The sequence below is a fragment of the Faecalicatena contorta genome, from assembly GCF_003149105.1.
GTDB lineage: Bacteria > Bacillota > Clostridia > Lachnospirales > Lachnospiraceae > Muricomes > Muricomes contortus_C.
Genome location: NZ_QGDS01000007.1, coordinates 136,832 through 153,690, shown reverse-complemented (window position 1 = coordinate 153,690; position 16,859 = coordinate 136,832). Strand labels below are relative to the sequence as shown.

16 protein-coding genes and 1 tRNA gene are annotated in these 16,859 nt (G+C 41.5%); 2 read left to right on the top strand and 15 right to left on the bottom strand.

All coding sequences use genetic code 11. The features are described from left to right. Nucleotides 1-109 precede the first annotated feature (109 nt). The 4 genes from A8805_RS13155 to glf form a co-directional block, all read right to left on the bottom strand. Nucleotides 110-1,015: a carbohydrate ABC transporter permease gene (locus A8805_RS13155; protein WP_109711868.1), complete on the bottom strand. Its 906-nt coding sequence runs from the start codon at nt 1,013-1,015 to the stop codon at nt 110-112. 63 nt (nt 1,016-1,078) lie between these two features. Continuing rightward, nucleotides 1,079-2,425 carry an extracellular solute-binding protein gene (locus A8805_RS13150; RefSeq protein WP_109711866.1) on the bottom strand — a complete coding sequence of 449 codons (1,347 nt, stop codon included), beginning with the start codon at nt 2,423-2,425 and terminating at the stop codon, nt 1,079-1,081. Nucleotides 2,426-2,737: 312 nt separating this feature from the next. Then, entirely contained in the window at nt 2,738-3,145 is a 408-nt protein-coding gene (locus A8805_RS13145; protein WP_109711864.1) for a GtrA family protein, read from the bottom strand. Nucleotides 3,146-3,159: 14 nt separating this feature from the next. Then, nucleotides 3,160-4,257 (bottom strand): UDP-galactopyranose mutase, encoded by a 1,098-nt coding sequence (gene glf / locus A8805_RS13140; protein WP_109711862.1) that lies wholly within the window; start codon nt 4,255-4,257, stop codon nt 3,160-3,162. A 311-nt stretch (nt 4,258-4,568) separates the two neighbouring features. Here glf and A8805_RS13135 point away from each other — a divergent pair, with 311 nt between their 5' ends. Together A8805_RS13135 and A8805_RS13130 are read left to right on the top strand one after the other, a co-directional pair. Then, nucleotides 4,569-5,804 carry a 6-phosphofructokinase gene (locus A8805_RS13135; RefSeq protein ID WP_109711860.1) on the top strand — a complete coding sequence of 412 codons (1,236 nt, stop codon included), beginning with the start codon at nt 4,569-4,571 and terminating at the stop codon, nt 5,802-5,804. A gap of 80 nt (nt 5,805-5,884) precedes the next feature. Next, nucleotides 5,885-5,958 (top strand) — tRNA-Arg (locus A8805_RS13130). A 91-nt stretch (nt 5,959-6,049) separates the two neighbouring features. Here the strand turns inward: A8805_RS13130 and A8805_RS13125 are convergent. From A8805_RS13125 to A8805_RS13070, 11 genes are all read right to left on the bottom strand, one after another. Beyond that, nucleotides 6,050-6,988, bottom strand: a complete 939-nt coding sequence (locus tag A8805_RS13125; protein WP_181392837.1) for a sensor domain-containing diguanylate cyclase — start codon at nt 6,986-6,988, stop codon at nt 6,050-6,052. A gap of 1 nt (nt 6,989) precedes the next feature. Then, nucleotides 6,990-8,093: a tryptophan--tRNA ligase gene (gene trpS / locus A8805_RS13120; protein WP_109711856.1), complete on the bottom strand. Its 1,104-nt coding sequence runs from the start codon at nt 8,091-8,093 to the stop codon at nt 6,990-6,992. A 114-nt stretch (nt 8,094-8,207) separates the two neighbouring features. Continuing rightward, entirely contained in the window at nt 8,208-8,879 is a 672-nt protein-coding gene (locus A8805_RS13115; RefSeq protein ID WP_109711854.1) for a phosphatase PAP2 family protein, read from the bottom strand. Nucleotides 8,880-9,020: 141 nt separating this feature from the next. Next, nucleotides 9,021-9,941 carry a diacylglycerol/lipid kinase family protein gene (locus A8805_RS13110; protein WP_109711852.1) on the bottom strand — a complete coding sequence of 307 codons (921 nt, stop codon included), beginning with the start codon at nt 9,939-9,941 and terminating at the stop codon, nt 9,021-9,023. Nucleotides 9,942-9,999: 58 nt separating this feature from the next. Next, nucleotides 10,000-10,602 carry a TetR/AcrR family transcriptional regulator gene (locus A8805_RS13105; RefSeq protein WP_109711850.1) on the bottom strand — a complete coding sequence of 201 codons (603 nt, stop codon included), beginning with the start codon at nt 10,600-10,602 and terminating at the stop codon, nt 10,000-10,002. Nucleotides 10,603-10,684: 82 nt separating this feature from the next. Beyond that, nucleotides 10,685-12,412 (bottom strand): A/G-specific adenine glycosylase, encoded by a 1,728-nt coding sequence (gene mutY / locus A8805_RS13100; protein ID WP_109711848.1) that lies wholly within the window; start codon nt 12,410-12,412, stop codon nt 10,685-10,687. Nucleotides 12,413-12,635: 223 nt separating this feature from the next. Next, the gene (locus tag A8805_RS13095; RefSeq protein ID WP_181392836.1) at nt 12,636-13,382 is read right to left on the bottom strand and encodes an amino acid ABC transporter ATP-binding protein; all 747 of its coding nucleotides are present in this window, start codon (nt 13,380-13,382) and stop codon (nt 12,636-12,638) included. After that, complete coding sequence (locus A8805_RS13090; RefSeq protein ID WP_109711844.1) at nt 13,372-14,064, bottom strand: amino acid ABC transporter permease; 693 nt, start codon at nt 14,062-14,064, stop codon at nt 13,372-13,374. The genes A8805_RS13095 and A8805_RS13090 overlap by 11 nt, the downstream gene beginning before the upstream one ends. 14 nt (nt 14,065-14,078) lie before the next feature. Then, nucleotides 14,079-14,849, bottom strand: coding sequence for a basic amino acid ABC transporter substrate-binding protein (locus A8805_RS13085; RefSeq protein ID WP_109711842.1), 771 nt, complete (start codon nt 14,847-14,849; stop codon nt 14,079-14,081). A gap of 323 nt (nt 14,850-15,172) precedes the next feature. Next, nucleotides 15,173-16,000 (bottom strand): undecaprenyl-diphosphate phosphatase, encoded by an 828-nt coding sequence (locus A8805_RS13075; RefSeq protein ID WP_109711838.1) that lies wholly within the window; start codon nt 15,998-16,000, stop codon nt 15,173-15,175. Then, nucleotides 15,994-16,839, bottom strand: a complete 846-nt coding sequence (locus A8805_RS13070) for a Cof-type HAD-IIB family hydrolase (RefSeq protein WP_109711836.1) — start codon at nt 16,837-16,839, stop codon at nt 15,994-15,996. Before A8805_RS13070 ends, A8805_RS13075 begins: the two co-directional genes overlap by 7 nt. Between the last annotated feature and the right edge of the window lie 20 nt (nt 16,840-16,859).

Below are 16,859 nucleotides of genomic sequence, written 5' to 3'. Positions count from 1 at the left end.
TTCAAACCCATAAACAGGAACGGCAATAGGGATATAACTGTCCAAAAAATCCCGAAAATCACGGCCAATATCCTGCAAACTCTGCTTCTTAATGTGATGGCGTTCATGGTTACTCTTTCCCCCTATCCCTATTTAATAATTTCATTGTCAGTAAGGAGACCACAGTAATGAGTATAAACATCCCCCCTGCAACTGCCGATCCATATCCCATATTGAATTTAACAAAGGATTGCTTATACATATATGTTGCCATTAATTCTGTAGATGTTCCCGGACCTCCGTTGGTCATAACATAGACCAAATCAAAGTATTTCAGCGACCCTACCATTGACAAGATTGCTGCACTTTTCAGAGAGGGGGTAAGCAGTGGGAATGCAATTTTTCTAAAATACTGCCCCTTATTGGCACCGTCAATTATAGCTGCCTCATACACATCAGTGGAAATATTGCTGTATGCAGCCATGCAATACACCATATAAAAAGGAGTAAACTGCCACGCTATGACACCGATTACCGTAAAAAGCGCAGTATTTGGATTTCCTAACAGGTCGATATTTCCCCCGCCAAATAACTGAGAGATTGCACTAAAGATGCCTCCATTGGTTGCCAGTGCATAGGTGAACAGGAATCCAATTGCCACAGATGACATTAAAAGTGGAATAAACCATAATACTTTAAAGATTGTCATTCTTTTTCCACCAAAATCAATCAATGTAGCCAGAGCCAAACCTATTGGTATCTGAATACAGATGGATAAAACCATGACAATGATATTATTCTTAAATGCAGTCCAAAAGTTCTGATCCGCTATCAGTTTGGCCCAATTCCTAAATCCCACCATACTCTTATCCGCCGATATTCCATTCCACTTATAGAAACTGGTGATAAAGGTATCTATAATGGGATAAAAAATATAGATAGCCATTAAAACTGCAACAGGCAGCAAAAACAGGATGGCCGCTGTATGAATCTCCCGCTTTCGCCTCGCTGCCAAAGAAATTACTCCTTTTTCCATCGCATTTCCTCCTCATTCTATTCAAGCAGCCTTGCGTACTTGCCGCAAGGCCGCTGAAAGCCTTTACTCTGCAGATTCTTCCAAATATTCCTTCATAGCCTCCTGCATCTGCTTCGCAGCCTCGTCAGGTTTCATGGTCAAACCAAACAGCTCCTGACTTGTATCCAAATGCACTTGTGCCACCGCCGGCGGAAGGTATTGGTCATACCATAATTGAGTAGCTGATGCACTGTTGGCTGCCTCAACAACAAGCTTACTGATAGGATCCGTAATCTTCTTCTCTATACCTTTAATTGGAGGAGTTTTACCACTTTCAACCATAAAGTCTACAATCTCTTCTTCAGAGAATTTTGTGGCACAGTCAAATGCTGCCGCCAGCTTTTCATCTTTACAGTTAAACGAAATGAAATTATCACCAATTGTTCCAATCATAATAGATGGGTCCGCATCTGAGCCTTCCAGTGCCGGGAATGGAAACCATCCCATCTTTTCATAAAACTCTTCACTGTCCTGTTGAATCAGACCTGTATACCATGAACCAATCAAATCCATGGCCGCTTTTTCCTGATATAACAACTGCCTTGCCTGTCCGTCGTCCTCACTTAATGAATTTACTCCCTCCGGGAAATAACCCTTTTCTGTCCATTCTGCTATTTTCTCTCCGGCATAGATAAAGCTTTCATCTTCAAAAGTTCCTGTACCGGCAACCGCATCATTAAAAGGTTCAAGTCCTCCTTTTCTGGCAGCCAAATTCATGAAGTACATAGAACCCGTCCACTTCGTTGAATTAGCAAGCGCAAAAGGAGTGATTCCATTTTCCACAAAAGTATCACACACTTTTTCTAATTCTCCAATTGTCTTAGGAACTTCTAAACCATATTCCGCAAATAAATCTTTGTTATAGTAGATACCGGATAATGAAACATTCATAAATGGAACAGCATAGATATCATCTTTGTATTTTGCCTGTGCTATAGCTGCATCCATAAGTCTGTCGGGAAGTTCACTATTATTAAATAAATCTGTAATAGGCTGAGCATATCCCGATTTAATGTATTCATTCATTGGTCCCCCTGACCAACTCAAATACATATCCGGACACTCACCCGAACTCATTGCTATAATAAGCTTCTCTTTATATGTATCATTCTGTGTCGGCACACTTGTAACAGTGTAACCCGAGTCTGTTGTGCTATTGTAGAGGTCAATCGCCTTATCATAAATTGCCTTATCCACCTCTTCCGTACCAATATTCCAGAATACAATCTCCTTTTCATCACCACTGGTCTTCTCTCCTGAAGTTTCCTTGGCAGAATCGCTTTCCGTCCCTGCACCACATCCTGCAGCCAGCGAGACAACCATTGTTGCAGCCATAAGTAATCCTGCAATTTTTTTCATTCTCTTTTTCATTGCCTTCCCTCCTATAATCTAATATGACAATTTAACCATAAACACGGCCGAACTGTTATTTAATATACTATCATTGATGAAAATATTTAGATATTTAATAAAATGTCCTGATTATATAATTTTCTTACCTATTTTAGATTTAGAACAAAGCGGGCAGACGGAATGTGACAACAAAAGACAGACTATCGGCATAAAGCTGATAGTCTGTCTTTTACATTCTTGAGGGGCAAAAAACCTGACGAAACAAACAGCAAAACGGCATAGCCAAAACTGACTATGCCGCGTGCTGCACAAAAATTCACAGGATTATGTTTACACTTTCTCATTTTCTAAAAATATTTTTCTGGTAATAAAGTTATACACCATGGTTACTCCGGTAGCCCCAATTTTGGAAATCATATAGAATATACCAATCTTATCCACACACAGCCACATGATTAATTGATTTATCCCCAATCCAATGACGCTTAGGGTAATAAATACAAGAAAATCCTGTGTTTGGCTTCTGCCTCCATTTACATCAAACACCCAATGAACACTCAGAAGGTAATTATAAATAACCGAAACTGTAAATGACATTGCATTAGAAATCAAATAGTTAATCCCAAAAAATTCTGTGAGCAATATCATAATGCTGTAATCTATCAGGAATGCACTTCCACCCACGACTGTAAACCGGATAATCTGCTTCCACAGGCTTGTCTTTTTCTTATCGTCCACGTTTTTGTCTTCCCTTATATCTCTTCCAGCCTGCTTAATGCTGCTTCCACTACTTTATCCATATCATAGTATTTATAGTCTCCCAGCCTTCCGCCGAAGATTACATTTTTTTCTTTTGCAGCCAGCTCTTTATACTGTTCAAACAGTTTGTTGTTCTGTTCATCATTAACTGGATAGTATGGATCCATTCCCACTTCCCACTCTGAGGAATATTCTCTGGAAATCACAGTCTTTTCCTGCTTTCCAAATTCAAAGTGCTTGTGCTCGATAATTCTGGTATAAGGCACTTCTCTTTCCGTATAATTAACAACAGCATTTCCCTGATAATTATCGCAGTCCAGAACCTCTGTCTCAAATCTCACCGAACGGTACTGGAGCGCCCCCAGTTGGTAGTCAAAATATTCGTCTATCATTCCGGTGAATATAATGGTATTGGCAATATCCGGATTTTCTTTCCTGAAGTCAAAGAAATCTACGCCAGTTCTTACTTCTATACCATCCAGCATCTTCTCAACTACTCCGGTGTATCCGCCAATGGGAATCCCCTGATACCTGTCATTAAAATAGTTATTGTCATATGTGAACCTAAATGGCAGTCTTTTAATAATAAATGCGGGAAGTTCTTTACAGTCTCTGCCCCACTGCTTTTCCGTATATCCCTTTATCAGCTTTTCATAGACATCCCTGCCTCCAAGGGATAATGCCTGCTCTTCCAGGTTTGCAGGTTCTGTAATTCCTGTTTCAGCTACCTGCTTTGCAATCATATCCTTTGCTTCCTGCGGAGTTTTAATCCCCCACATCTTACTGAATGTATTCATATTAAAGGGCAGATTATATAATTCATCTTTATAAACCGCAATAGGGGAATTAATATAGTTATTAAATTCAGTAAACTGGTTCATATATTCCCATACTTTTTTATTTGAGGTGTGGAAAATATGTGCACCATATTTGTGTACATGGATTCCTTCCAGGTCCTCACAGTAAATATTTCCTGCTATATGTTCACGTCTGTCAATAACAAGACATTTTCCGCCCCTTTTGTTCAGCTCATGGGCCATAACAGCACCATACAGCCCGGCGCCCACTATCAGATAGTCATACTGATGCATTTCATCATCCTCCGCTTCTATTTCTTATATTTATTGAACTCCTAATGCTCAATCAAGTTGTAAAGTTTTTCTTCACCATGTTCCATATTATAACATTTTTAAAACAGCCTGTACATAGGTGCCGGAAGAAATCCAGCTTCCTGCTTCTTTTGTCTCTCAGCTCATGTCAGATCATGTTGTGTTTTGTCAATTTTCACTATGTTTTTGTTTTTCTCGTTTACAAAATGGACATAATGCACTAAACTAGTATTGTGAGTTGTTTTCTTTTAAAAATATGACTAACAATAATTCAAGAGACGGAGGTAACATACATGAAAGGAAACGTAATCGTCGGACAATCCGGCGGACCGACAGCGGCTATCAATTCTAGTCTGGCCGGAGTATACCGTACCGCCAAAGACCGTGGTGCAGGTAAGGTCTATGGGATGATGCATGGAATCCAGGGACTATTACAGGAAAGATATATTGATTTATCTGACTTTATTACCACGGAACTGGACGCAGAATTACTAAAAAGGACCCCTGCTGCTTTTTTAGGCTCCTGCCGCTACAAACTTCCCGGAATACACGAAGACAAGGCAGTTTATGAAAAAATATTTAGTATTCTTGATAAACTGGATATTGAAGCATTCATTTACATCGGCGGAAATGACTCCATGGATACCATTAAGAAGCTTTCTGATTATGCCATTGTCACCGGACACCCAACCCATTTCATAGGCTGCCCCAAGACCATTGACAATGACCTTTCACTCACCGACCACACACCGGGCTTCGGAAGTGCCGCAAAATATATTGGCACCTCGGTAAAGGAAATCATACGAGACAGCTTCTGCCTGGAGTATGAGAAGGGGCTTGTATCCATTGTGGAAATCATGGGACGTAATGCCGGCTGGCTGACAGGAGCGGCTGCCCTTGCAAGGGGAGAGGACTGTTCAGGGCCTGATTTAATCTATCTTCCCGAACTGCCTTTTGATATAGGAAAGTTTGACCTCAAGGTCAGAGAACTTCTGTCTATGAAATCATCTGTTGTAGTAGCAGTATCCGAAGGTATACGGCTTGCTGACGGACGTTATGTATGCGAGCTTGGCCAAAGTATTGATTTTGTAGATGCATTCGGACACAAACAGCTTTCAGGAACAGCAAGCTATCTGGCAAGCTACATTGCAGGTGAAATCGGCTGCAAAACACGCGCCATTGAACTTAGCAGTCTGCAGCGTGCTGCTTCACACTGTGCATCCCGCGTAGATATTCTGGAAGCGTATCAGGTTGGCGGTGCCGCAGTAAAAGCCGCTGACGAAGGCGATTCCGGCAAGATGGTCATATTAAACCGTTTATCAGATGATCCGTACCAGAGCGGTACTGAGGTAAAGGATGTGCATAAAATTGCAAATGACGAGAAGCTCGTTCCCAGAGAATGGGTAAATGAAGACGGAAACTATGTAACTGATGCATTTGTCAATTATGTCCGCCCCCTTATCCAGGGTGACGTGTCTCCGGTTATGGTAGACGGTATTCCCAGACACTTGTTCCGTCCGGTACAATAAAGTTTTTTTGCAAAACATATTGACAGGCTATCTAATTTATTATATACTAATATCTGCTGTGAACGAAATAGTTCCAGCATGTGCGCGTAGCTCAGCTGGATAGAGCGTCTGGCTACGGACCAGAAGGTCGGGAGTTCGAATCTTCTCGCGCACGCTAAAAAGACATAGTATTTCCTCTGGAAGGAAGCCATGTCTTTTTTATATTGAAAAAGAGAGGGGCATCCCTCTCCTTCTATTTAAAAAACTTAGTCCTCATTTCCCAAATTTGCAATCATGCCGGCAAACAAATCAGGAATTCCCATCTCATCCCGTATCATCTTGCCCCGGCAGCGAAGCCAGACCCATTCACCTTTTATGTTTTTTGCCCGGTACTTCATATCACAGTATTCCGATTTCCCATCCATTATCTCTTGATTTTTTTCAAGATATATTTTTACATCATCAGGATGTATAATCTTTTCCCAAATGGCATTTACATCACCAGCAATCTCTCCGGGCAGGCTAAATTCATTTACCATAGCCGGAGGATACCGAAATATACCAGTCTGCAAATTTCCTGCAAATATATAATCATCCGTACTGCTCATCAATGCCTCATACAGATGTTCTGTATCATATAGAAAGTCTCCAATATCTGTTTTTCTTTGTTTACCCATTGCTTTCATGGCATGATATTTCCGCTTCTGGATATACATTCTTGCATCAGCCTGTTCAATTAAATCAGAAACATTATGAACTTCTCCCGGAAACACCTCCACAAGTCCGTATGAAAATGATATTTCGTAAACAACACCATTTTCTTGACGTTCTTCATCCAAATGCTCTAAACTTTTCTGCAGCCGCTCTTCACCGCCTCTTCGGCTCTCATTAAAAAACGCAAGGACAAACTCATCACCACTCAAGCGGAATATCAAATCACCGTCCACCAGCTGGTAAGACATGGCAGAAGCCGCATACTTAAGCATGCGGTCTCCTTCTCTATGTCCGAACCTGTCATTTACTTTTTTTAGGTTATTTATATCACAAAGAGCAAGCGTGAGCATTTTCTGCTCCGACTCCACTCTGTGGAGCAGCTCATCCAGGTACTCTTTTCCTGCTCTGCGGTTCAGTACCCCGGTCAAATCATCAAAGCTCGCCTGTTCTATGAGACACCTGTATGCCTCAGAAATCTCCACATCACGCATTTCAAGCTTCCTTCGCTTCCCCCTCACGGAATTTCTCCGCCTGCGCATTAATCAGCTCCTGGTCCTCAAAATAGTTAATCTTCATTGCTTCTTTTACATCTCTAAGGGTATCTGCCGCAACACTCTCTGCTTTCTCACTACCCTTTTTTAATATTTCATATACATAAGGTATATCTTTTTGATATTCTTTTCTTCTATTTCTGATTGGTTCCAGCTCTGCCTGAAGAACAGAATTCAGGAACCGCTTCACCTTCATATCGCCAAGGCCGCCGCGTGTATAATGTGCTTTCAGCTCGTCCAGGTTCTCATAATCTGGCAAAAATTCCTTAAAGTATTCCGGACGGCAAAACGCATCAAGGTAAGTGAAAACCGTATTTCCTTCCAGTTTTCCAGGGTCCTCAACTTTAATATGTGTCGGGTCGGTAAACATACTGAACACCTTCTGCTTTATAGCATCCGGCTCCTCTGAAAGATAAATACAGTTATTCAAAGATTTACTCATTTTAGCTTTTCCGTCTGTACCCGGCAGTCTCAAACAAGCAGTATTATCCGGAAGCAAGATTTCAGGCTCTACCAGTGTATCCCCATAAATAGAATTAAACTTCCTTACAATCTCTTTCGTCTGCTCCAGCATCGGAAGCTGATCTTCACCAACCGGTACTGTCGTTGCCTTAAAGGCAGTAATATCAGCAGCCTGGCTGATTGGATATGTGAAGAATCCCACCGGAATACTGGTATCAAAATTCCGCATCTGAATTTCTGATTTTACAGTTGGATTACGCTGCAGGCGGGATACTGTGACAAGATTCATATAATAAAACGACAGCTCACAAAGTTCCGGTATCTGTGACTGTATAAACATCGTTGACTTTTCCGGATCCAGGCCGCAGGCCAGATAGTCCAGGGCAACCTCTATTATATTCTGACGCACTTTTTCCGGATTGTCCGCATTATCCGTCAATGCCTGTGCGTCTGCTATCATAACAAATATATTATCAAACTCTCCTGTATTTTGCAGTTCTACTCTGCGCTTTAAAGAACCAACGTAGTGACCTACATGCAATCTTCCGGTAGGTCTGTCTCCAGTTAACATAATCTTCCCCATGATTCTTCTACTTCCTCCTAATCCATTTGTAGTCTTTTCACATTATAACACTACAATAACCATTTTGGCTATAGAAAGAACGGGCAGATATGGCTTTTCCTTGTTCTGCCTGCTTCAAAAGGCTATTTCTCCAGCCGGCTTTGGCACCCTCTTCTTGTTTGTTTCATATACGAACTGATAAAGAGCATATGACATCAGGGCTCCTGCCATTACATCTATGACTGAATGCTGTTTTAAAAACATTGTGGCCAGAATAATTAAGCCTGCCAGAATGTAAGCACTCCAACTGATAATTTTATGCTTCCGCAGAGCCTGACTATGGCAGATTGCTATACAGGCTGCTATAGAGTTAAACACATGCAGACTCGGCAGAACATTAGTAGGGGTATCTGCCCGGTAAAGCATCTTTACCATATCTATAAAAATGTTATTTCTATCGAAATATACGGGACGCAGGTTCACTCCGTTTGGAATGAGGGTGGATATAATCAGAAAAATGGTCATTCCTGTGAACATTAGCTTAGCCAGCTTATAAAAGCCTTCTACATCAGTGAAGAAAAAGTATAAAAATGTGATAGCAATAAATACAAACCATAACAAATATGGCACAATAAAGTATTCTATAAATGGTATCTTCTTATCTATTGAGGAATGAATGACATGATAGTTGGATGTTACATGCTTTTCCAAATATAAAAACCATGGCATATAAATTAAAATATAACTAAACACCCAGGCATGTTTATACTTTTTTATAAAACCTGCTGCTTTGTTTTTAAGGCTCATACAGAACACTCCCTTTTTTCGAATCTGAATCCCTTTTAACTCCCCCGATTATAACACGAATCAGAAACTGCAACAACAATGTTCATAAAACCTTAACAAATCTTTTTATTTTTTTTGAGATTATATCCAAGACTTCTATATTTACACAGTAATCACTCTGATTTGTTTCCCTAACAGCCCTGCTATTATTTTTTTTCTTAAAAATATCGGCTCTCCGTCCGTATGAACGGCAAGTGCCTCCTCCGTCTCTATTGTGGCTTTTCTGCACTGAAATACAAATATTCCCGGGAAATGTGTATGCCATCCTTTATAGGCAGTGGGAAGCAATAAAAGAACTGCAAGTTTTGGAAGTTTTGAAATCACGATTACATCCAGCAAACCATCATCATTTCTGGCATTAGGGCAGAAATGAAATCCGCCGCCTTCGTAAGAGTTATTCATAGCGGCAGCAAAATATACCCTTTCAAATGTCTTTGCTTCTTTATCATCCAATGTTATTTGTGCTCTTACGGGATTATCACAAAACAGCCGTCCAAGTGCAATTGCCACATAGGTCAGTTTTCCAAGCTTCAAACGGTTCAGTAAAACTTTCAGGCTGGATATGGCTGCCTGATGACAGACTGCAGCATCAAAGCCGATTCCTGCACTTACGGCAAATCTTCTTTCTTTACCTCCGCGGGTCAAAAGTCCAATATCCATTTTCTGTATCTGTCCGGAATTTAGTACAACATCCAGAGCATCCAGCGGCTCCTTGGGCAGTCCCAGTCCCCTTGCCAAATCATTGCTGGAACCGGTGGGGATGTATCCGAGAGTAATTTTCTCCACATCTTCAATTCCATTCACGACCTCATTGACTGTCCCGTCACCGCCAAGTATCACAATCACATGTTCCTGACCGTCACCTGTTATCTGTTGGGCGAGAGTAATGGCATGTCCCGGATGTTCCGTGAGGAAGCCTTCATAATCCGTTTGTCTTTTCTTTAGCTCCGGCTCAAGAATTTCCCATATCATGCCGCCCTTGCCGGAACGGGAATGGGGATTCACAATAAAATTATACTTCATTTTTTCTATACCTCCGCCCTGCGGATTTACTTTTATAACCTGTACCGTCCGGTACTTTTTAAAGGATGGTACTATCCAGGTATTTGCTAAGGGACCGTCTCATGTTTCCCTCAAAATCAGCTTTTCCGCCGCGCAGGCACCATTCGAATACATTTCCGATTACAATCATTCTGATATCTGTAGTAAACGCTTCAATCTCCAGATTGAGCCGTATGATTCCAGCCTGTACCGCCTTCTCCACATATGTCTGTACTGTTACAATGGGATACGTACGTTCCGTACGGCTGTCAGGATTCAATGCCTGATTTTTTGTATCATAATAACCGGACATAAATTCTACTCCAAGCTCACGGCAATACTCTACATAATTCAGATACACATGGATAATTGCAATCTTCGCCTCATCTGCATTTCTTGGAAGATCCAGCAAATCCGGATTAATACTGGGCTGGTCTTCAATATAATAGGACAGCAGGTCATCCTTCGTCTTAAAATGATGATAAAAGCTTCCATTGGATACCCCTGCTTCCTCACAGATATTTTTGATAGAAAGTTCCTCATAACCTTTCTTCTGCAAAATTCTTTTCGCTGCCCGGAATATTCTTTCCTTTGTCTCCCGGGACTTCTGCTGCTGTCTTGATAGTTCTATCTTATCGCCCATAACTGTACACTCCTTTTATCTGGCTGGTGATAGCTTGAGTATATCATAAACCACAGTCACATTCAAGAAAACAGAGTGGACTCTAAAACAATCCCCGGTAGACTTCAAATGCAGAAGGTATAGGATACTTTTCTTCGATTTCTAGTCTGGGGGCAAATATCATATCTTGACTGCAGTTTTTTTCCAGCTCATCAACCTTTATCTCATATCCTATCATGTGCCATTCCACATGACTGAATATATGCTTCGCATCTTCCGCCTTTTTGATATGAAGAGGTGATAGTCCTATAGAATGGCAGTATTCTACCACTTCTTTTCTGTTTAAATGCCCTTCCAAATTGGGCAGTTCATACAGTCCGGCAAGCAATCCTTTTGGCGCCCGCTTCTTTATAGCCAGGGAATCTCCATCTTTCAAAACCAGAACTGTCCTCTTCTCAATTCTTCTCGCTTTTGCCTTCGTTTTTACCGGCAGCTCTTTTTCTATTCCCAGCAATTTCCCCTGACACAGATGGCAGACCGGACATTCCCCGCATTTTGGGTCTCCGTTTGGCATACAGACAATAGCCCCAAGCTCAATCAGACCCTGATTAAAATCTGATGCAGCATCAGAAGGTATTACTTCCTCAATTTCTCTTTCTATACGAGTTCTGACCCCTGCCTTCATAATATCATCCCTGCTTGCTGTAAGCCTGGACACAACCCTTAATACATTACCGTCCACAGCCGGCCTGGGCAGGCCATAGGCAAAGGAACTGACGGCTCCCGCCGTATAACTTCCTATTCCTTTCAGGGAGCGTATTTCCTCGTATGTAGCAGGAAATTCTCCCTGATAGTCCACCATAATCTGCTGGGCAGCTTTTTGCATATTTCTGACCCTGTTATAATACCCCAGTCCTTCCCAAAGCTTAAGGAGTTTATCCTCTTTTACTTCGGCAAGGTCTTTGACAGTGGGGAGCACTTCCAGAAATCTCTCGTAATAACGCTTCACCGCCTCCACTCTTGTTTGCTGAAGCATAATTTCAGATATCCACACATGGTAAGCGCTCACATTATGCCGCCACGGTAAATCCCTCTTATTCCTGCGGTACCATTCTATAATTGGAATAACTGCTTCTTTAAGAACCGGGCTGCCCAGTACAACAGGCACTGGTTCATCCAATTCAATACTCTCCGGCGTTACCCTGCAATCATAAGCCAGAACTTTTACCCCGGCAGCCTTTGCCGCTTTCAAAGCTTTTCCAAACTCGGGATGCGTATCCACATTGGGTGTAAAATAACGAACCCCTTTCATTTGTATAACAAATATGACATACGCCTCATAGCCTTCTTTCACCGCTCTGCACAGTTCCTCCACATGCTTGACAGCGCGTAAACTGGGTGCATCAGGGAATCGGACTACGCCATCCTCTTCCAGGGTCACTCCCTTTACCTCAATAAGAATTTTTCTTCCATCCGCTTCCACATAAAGGTCAAAACGGGAATTCCCATAGGTCACCTCAGGTTTTACATAAGGTTTATCTCCAAATAACTGCCCTTCTTCAATCCACTCCTGAACAACCCTGTTTGGAATCTGTGAATCCATGTTAATCAGACGTTCTCCCTTTTTTACTGCAATCAAATCCCATCCTGTCTTCCGGTTGGGATTATCACTTTCCTGCACATAAATGCTTACTCCCGGCTTCAGCAATTCTGCACAGCGTCCGGTATTCTTTACATGTATAGTTTCCTGTTTCCCGTTCAGCTCTGCATACGCAATAAACCGGTTTGGGCGCTCCAGAAATATCGCCCGTTCTATCTTTTCATATTTCATACATCTCTACATCTTTCTTTACTTATAATAGAAAAAATACCATTTACCAGATTTTCTGTTTATAGAATAAAGAGTTTGCAAAGCAAACTCTTGCACCTGGGTTAGTCGCCTAGCGACATCTGCCACTTATGCCGCAGTGCTCATCCCCCGGAGGGTTTTCTGTAATAGGACGTAATTTCCTATTACAGAATAAAGAGTCTGGCAAGCCAGACTCTCTATTATGCTATAGTATTTTCGATAAAAATTCTTTTAGCCTTGGTTCCTTAGGATTTCCAAAAAACTCCTCCGGAACTCCCTGCTCCTTTATCTTTCCTTCGTCCATAAAAATAACTCTTGTTGCCACTTCTCTGGCAAAACCCATTTCATGTGTCACCACAGCCATTGTCATTCCATCCTGGGCAAGCTTTTTCATCAATTCCAGAACTTCCCCAACCATTTCCGGGTCCAGGGCTGAAGTAGGTTCATCAAACAGCATGACTTCCGGGTCCATTGCCAAAGAACGTACGATTGCAATACGCTGTTTCTGCCCGCCTGACAACTGGGATGGATATGCGCTTGCTTTTTCCTCCAGTCCAACCAGCCTGAGCAGCTCCATGGCGCGCTTTTCTGCATCCGCTTTACTCTTTTTCAGCAGTTTAACCGGAGCCAGAGTAATATTTTCCAATATGGTCTTATGCGGAAACAGATTAAAATGCTGGAACACCATTCCCATTTTCCGGCGGTGCAGATCTATGTTTGTCTCTTTGCTTGTAATGTCTATACCTTTAAAGTATACATGTCCCGTTGTTGGCACTTCCAGCAGATTCAAGGAACGCAGGAAAGTAGACTTACCGGAACCAGAAGGACCGACAATAACAACAACCTCACCTTTACGAATTTCCTCCGACACTCCATCCAATGCATGGAGCTTGCTGTGATAGACTTTATGTAAGTCTTCAACTTTTATTAATACTTCGCCATTAATGGTCACTATTTCTCAGCCTCCTCTCCAGCATATTTACCAGCTTTGTAAATATCATTACCATGATGAGGTAAATTAATGCTACGGCTATGAGAGGCATAAATGCATCATAGGTACGGCTTCGGATAATATCCCCGCCTTTTGTGAGATCCTGAAGCGCAATATAGCCTGAAACTGAAGTTTCTTTCAAAAGTACAATGAATTCATTTCCCAAAGCCGGAAGCACATTCTTGAATGCCTGAGGCATGATAATATAAATCATTGTCTGTACGTAGTTAAAACCAAGGCTGCGCCCTGCCTCAAACTGTCCGTTATCTATAGACATAATGCCGGAACGGAAGATTTCAGCAACATAGGCGCCCGAGTTAAGACCGAATGCCATAATAGCAACCAAAACCTTACTGATATCCGAACTGCCAAAGATAACAAAATAGATAATCAACAATTGTACAACAACCGGAGTTCCCCGGACAACTGTCAGATATATCTTACATATAAAATTGAGTATTTTTAACTTTCCTGTCTTATCATAAGTGGAACGTACAATTGCAACCAGAAAACCAATGACGATACCGATTATAACGGCAAAGAAGGTCACTTGTAAAGTGACCCCCAGCCCATCCAAAATATATTCCCAGCGGTTTTCTTTTATAAAATTTACGTAGAACCTATCCTGCAACATCTGCAACATCATTTTATCCTCTTTTATTCTGCAGTATCCGCACTAATATATTTTGCCACTATTTTATCCAGTTTTCCGGAATCTTTCAGGCTTGCCAATGCTTCGTTAATTTTATCTTTCAGCTCGTCATTACCTTTTTTCACGGCAATAGCATATTCTTCCTCTGTGAACGCCTCATCTAAAATTTTCAGCCCCTCTGCTTCTTTTACAAATTCTTTCGCCGGCTCTCCGTCGATGATTACCGCATCAACCTTGTCCTGCTTTAATGCCTGAACAGCCTCAAATCCTTTGTTGTAACGCTCTATTGCTGCATCCTCGATATCCTCTGCATAGATATCTCCTGTAGTTCCAAGCTGCACACCAATCTTCTTACCTGTCAGGTCATCCGGACCCGAAATGGTACTGTCCTCTTTTACAATAATAACCTGGGTAGCTGTGGCATATGTGTCTGTAAAATCAACGTTTTCCAAACGGTCTTCTGTCACTGTCATCCCCGCGGCGCCAATATCTGCTTTCCCACTGGATACTGCTGTGATGATTGAATCAAATGCCATATCTTCAATCTCCAGCTTCATTCCCAATTCCTCGGCGATAGCTGCCATAATATCTGCGTCAATTCCCACTACCTCTTTTCCCTCGTAAAACTCATACGGCGGGAATTCTGCATTAGTAGCCATAACCAGAGTATCTTTCTTCCCCTCTTCAGAACTGCTGTCTTCCTTTTTTGAGCCACATGCTGCTATCGAAAATACACATGCTGTTACTAATAATAAGCTTAGAATTCTCCGTTTCATCCTTCTATTCCTCCAAATTTATCTTACTATGCATAATAATACACATTATTGTTATATTTTATCATGTTTTCCTCAAAAAACAAGAGCATATTTGCTTTTTCATCTTTAAAGGTGTATATAGATAAATAGCATAGGACTATCATACCAACTAAAACTATAGTACTAAGAATAATGGAATGTTTCTCTTTTGAATAATATAATGAATTCAGCGGAGAAATATACATCCCCATAAAAAGACACAGCATATAAGGGGCACGGCGACAAGAAAAAGGCAGCCACATCCGGACAAAGCCCTTCGTGATTGCCTTAGATCTATCTGATTTTTATGCAAATAGTGTACTCAGCCCAAAGTAAAGAAGCACAATGACACCCAGCACAATCCTGTAATATCCAAACACTTTAAAGTCATGATTCTTTATGTACTGCATCAGGAACTTGATAGCAACTATAGATACCCCAAAGGACACCGCACATCCCAGCAAAAGTAAAAATGCCTCTGCTCCGGTAAAATGGAAACCAAATTTAATGATTTTCAGAAGGCTTGCCCCGAACATAACAGGAATGGCAAGGAAGAATGTAAACTCTGCCGCAACTCCCCTTGCCGCTCCAATTAACAGACCTCCGATAATCGTAGCACCGGAACGCGATGTTCCCGGAATTAATGCAAGTACCTGAAATCCTCCTATAATCAAAGCCATAGGAATTGTAATATCTGACAAGCGCCTCACTGAAGGTTTAGAGTGTTCGTTCTGTTTCTCTATTATAATAAAAAGGATACCGTAAAAAACCAGCATAATTGCGACAACTACATAGTTCATAAGATGGGCATCGATATAATCATCAAATAAAAGCCCAATAATTGCAGCAGGAACAGAAGCCACCAAAACCTTCACCCATAACTGCAGAGTAAGCATCTTCTGTTTATTTGTTTTCGTATTTGAAAATGGATTTAACTTATGGAAATAGATTACGACAACAGCAAGAATCGCACCAAGCTGAATCACTACATTAAACATGGACATAAATCCATCGCTCATTTTGAGCTTTATAAACTCCTCCACCAGAATTAGATGTCCGGTACTGCTGATAGGGAGCCATTCGGTAATGCCCTCCACAATCCCCAATATTATTACTTTTAATGCTTCTAACATAATTCTCCTCCTCTTAGAACAAACCGCTCAATTGCCTTGGCTGCCCCCTCTTCTTCATTCGATAAGGTTATGTAATCCGCAGCGGCTTTTACTTCGTCTTCCGCATTGCCCATAGCGACCCCCAATCCTGCCGCCTTCAGCATCGCAATATCATTATCTCTGTCTCCGCAGGCCATAATCTCTTCCGGCTCAATTCCAAGCATATTTCCCAATTCTACAAGAGACACACCCTTATTTACCCCGGATGCATTAACTTCTATGTTATATCCCAGGGAACTGACCAAAACCATTCCATTTTGTTTTTCTAATTCCTGCCAAGCCGATTCCTGTTCTTCTCTGTCTGCAAATATTGCCTGAACCTTATCCACGTCTCTGTCCGTTTGCCCGGTCAATTCTACGATATCCGTCACTGCCTTTCTGCTGCCAAGTACATATTTCCACATATTCGGATCTTGATGGTAATGACTGATATTTTTTAACTTATCTTCTTCCGCATACCCCTGACCGTCAAAGTACACCTCTTGTAATGTATCATATTTTCTGAAAATTTCCAATGCTTTCTTTGCCCTTTCTATTGGAAGAAGTTTTTCAATCAATACTTTCTTTTCTTTGGCATCAATAACTCTCGCACCATTAGCCGTCAATGCATAACGTATGCCGGACCATGCCCGCAGTTCCTCCGGGATTCCCGCAAAGGGTCTTCCGGTAGCCACAAGCACAATAATACCGCGCTCCACAGCCTTGCCCAAGATCTGCTTTGTATAAGGAAGAATCTCTTTTCTTTCATTTAAAAGGGTTCCATCCAGATCTAACCCTATCATCTTTATTTTCCGTTTCATCTATTCTTAATCCTCCAACC

Excerpts from the sequence above, each read along its gene's own strand:
- A8805_RS13155 (WP_109711868.1), bottom strand. The coding sequence starts at position 1,015 with ATGGAAAAAGGAGTAATTTCTTTGGCAGCGAGGCGAAAGCGGGAGATT.
- A8805_RS13150 (WP_109711866.1), bottom strand. The coding sequence starts at position 2,425 with ATGAAAAAGAGAATGAAAAAAATTGCAGGATTACTTATGGCTGCAACA.
- glf (WP_109711862.1), bottom strand. The coding sequence starts at position 4,257 with ATGCATCAGTATGACTATCTGATAGTGGGCGCCGGGCTGTATGGTGCT.
- A8805_RS13135 (WP_109711860.1), top strand. The coding sequence starts at position 4,569 with ATGAAAGGAAACGTAATCGTCGGACAATCCGGCGGACCGACAGCGGCT.
- A8805_RS13125 (WP_181392837.1), bottom strand. The coding sequence starts at position 6,988 with ATGCGTGATGTGGAGATTTCTGAGGCATACAGGTGTCTCATAGAACAG.
- trpS (WP_109711856.1), bottom strand. The coding sequence starts at position 8,093 with ATGGGGAAGATTATGTTAACTGGAGACAGACCTACCGGAAGATTGCAT.
- A8805_RS13115 (WP_109711854.1), bottom strand. The coding sequence starts at position 8,879 with ATGAGCCTTAAAAACAAAGCAGCAGGTTTTATAAAAAAGTATAAACAT.
- A8805_RS13110 (WP_109711852.1), bottom strand. The coding sequence starts at position 9,941 with ATGAAGTATAATTTTATTGTGAATCCCCATTCCCGTTCCGGCAAGGGC.
- A8805_RS13105 (WP_109711850.1), bottom strand. The coding sequence starts at position 10,602 with ATGGGCGATAAGATAGAACTATCAAGACAGCAGCAGAAGTCCCGGGAG.
- mutY (WP_109711848.1), bottom strand. The coding sequence starts at position 12,412 with ATGAAATATGAAAAGATAGAACGGGCGATATTTCTGGAGCGCCCAAAC.
- A8805_RS13090 (WP_109711844.1), bottom strand. The coding sequence starts at position 14,064 with ATGTTGCAGATGTTGCAGGATAGGTTCTACGTAAATTTTATAAAAGAA.
- A8805_RS13085 (WP_109711842.1), bottom strand. The coding sequence starts at position 14,849 with ATGAAACGGAGAATTCTAAGCTTATTATTAGTAACAGCATGTGTATTT.
- A8805_RS13075 (WP_109711838.1), bottom strand. The coding sequence starts at position 16,000 with ATGTTAGAAGCATTAAAAGTAATAATATTGGGGATTGTGGAGGGCATT.
- A8805_RS13070 (WP_109711836.1), bottom strand. The coding sequence starts at position 16,839 with ATGAAACGGAAAATAAAGATGATAGGGTTAGATCTGGATGGAACCCTT.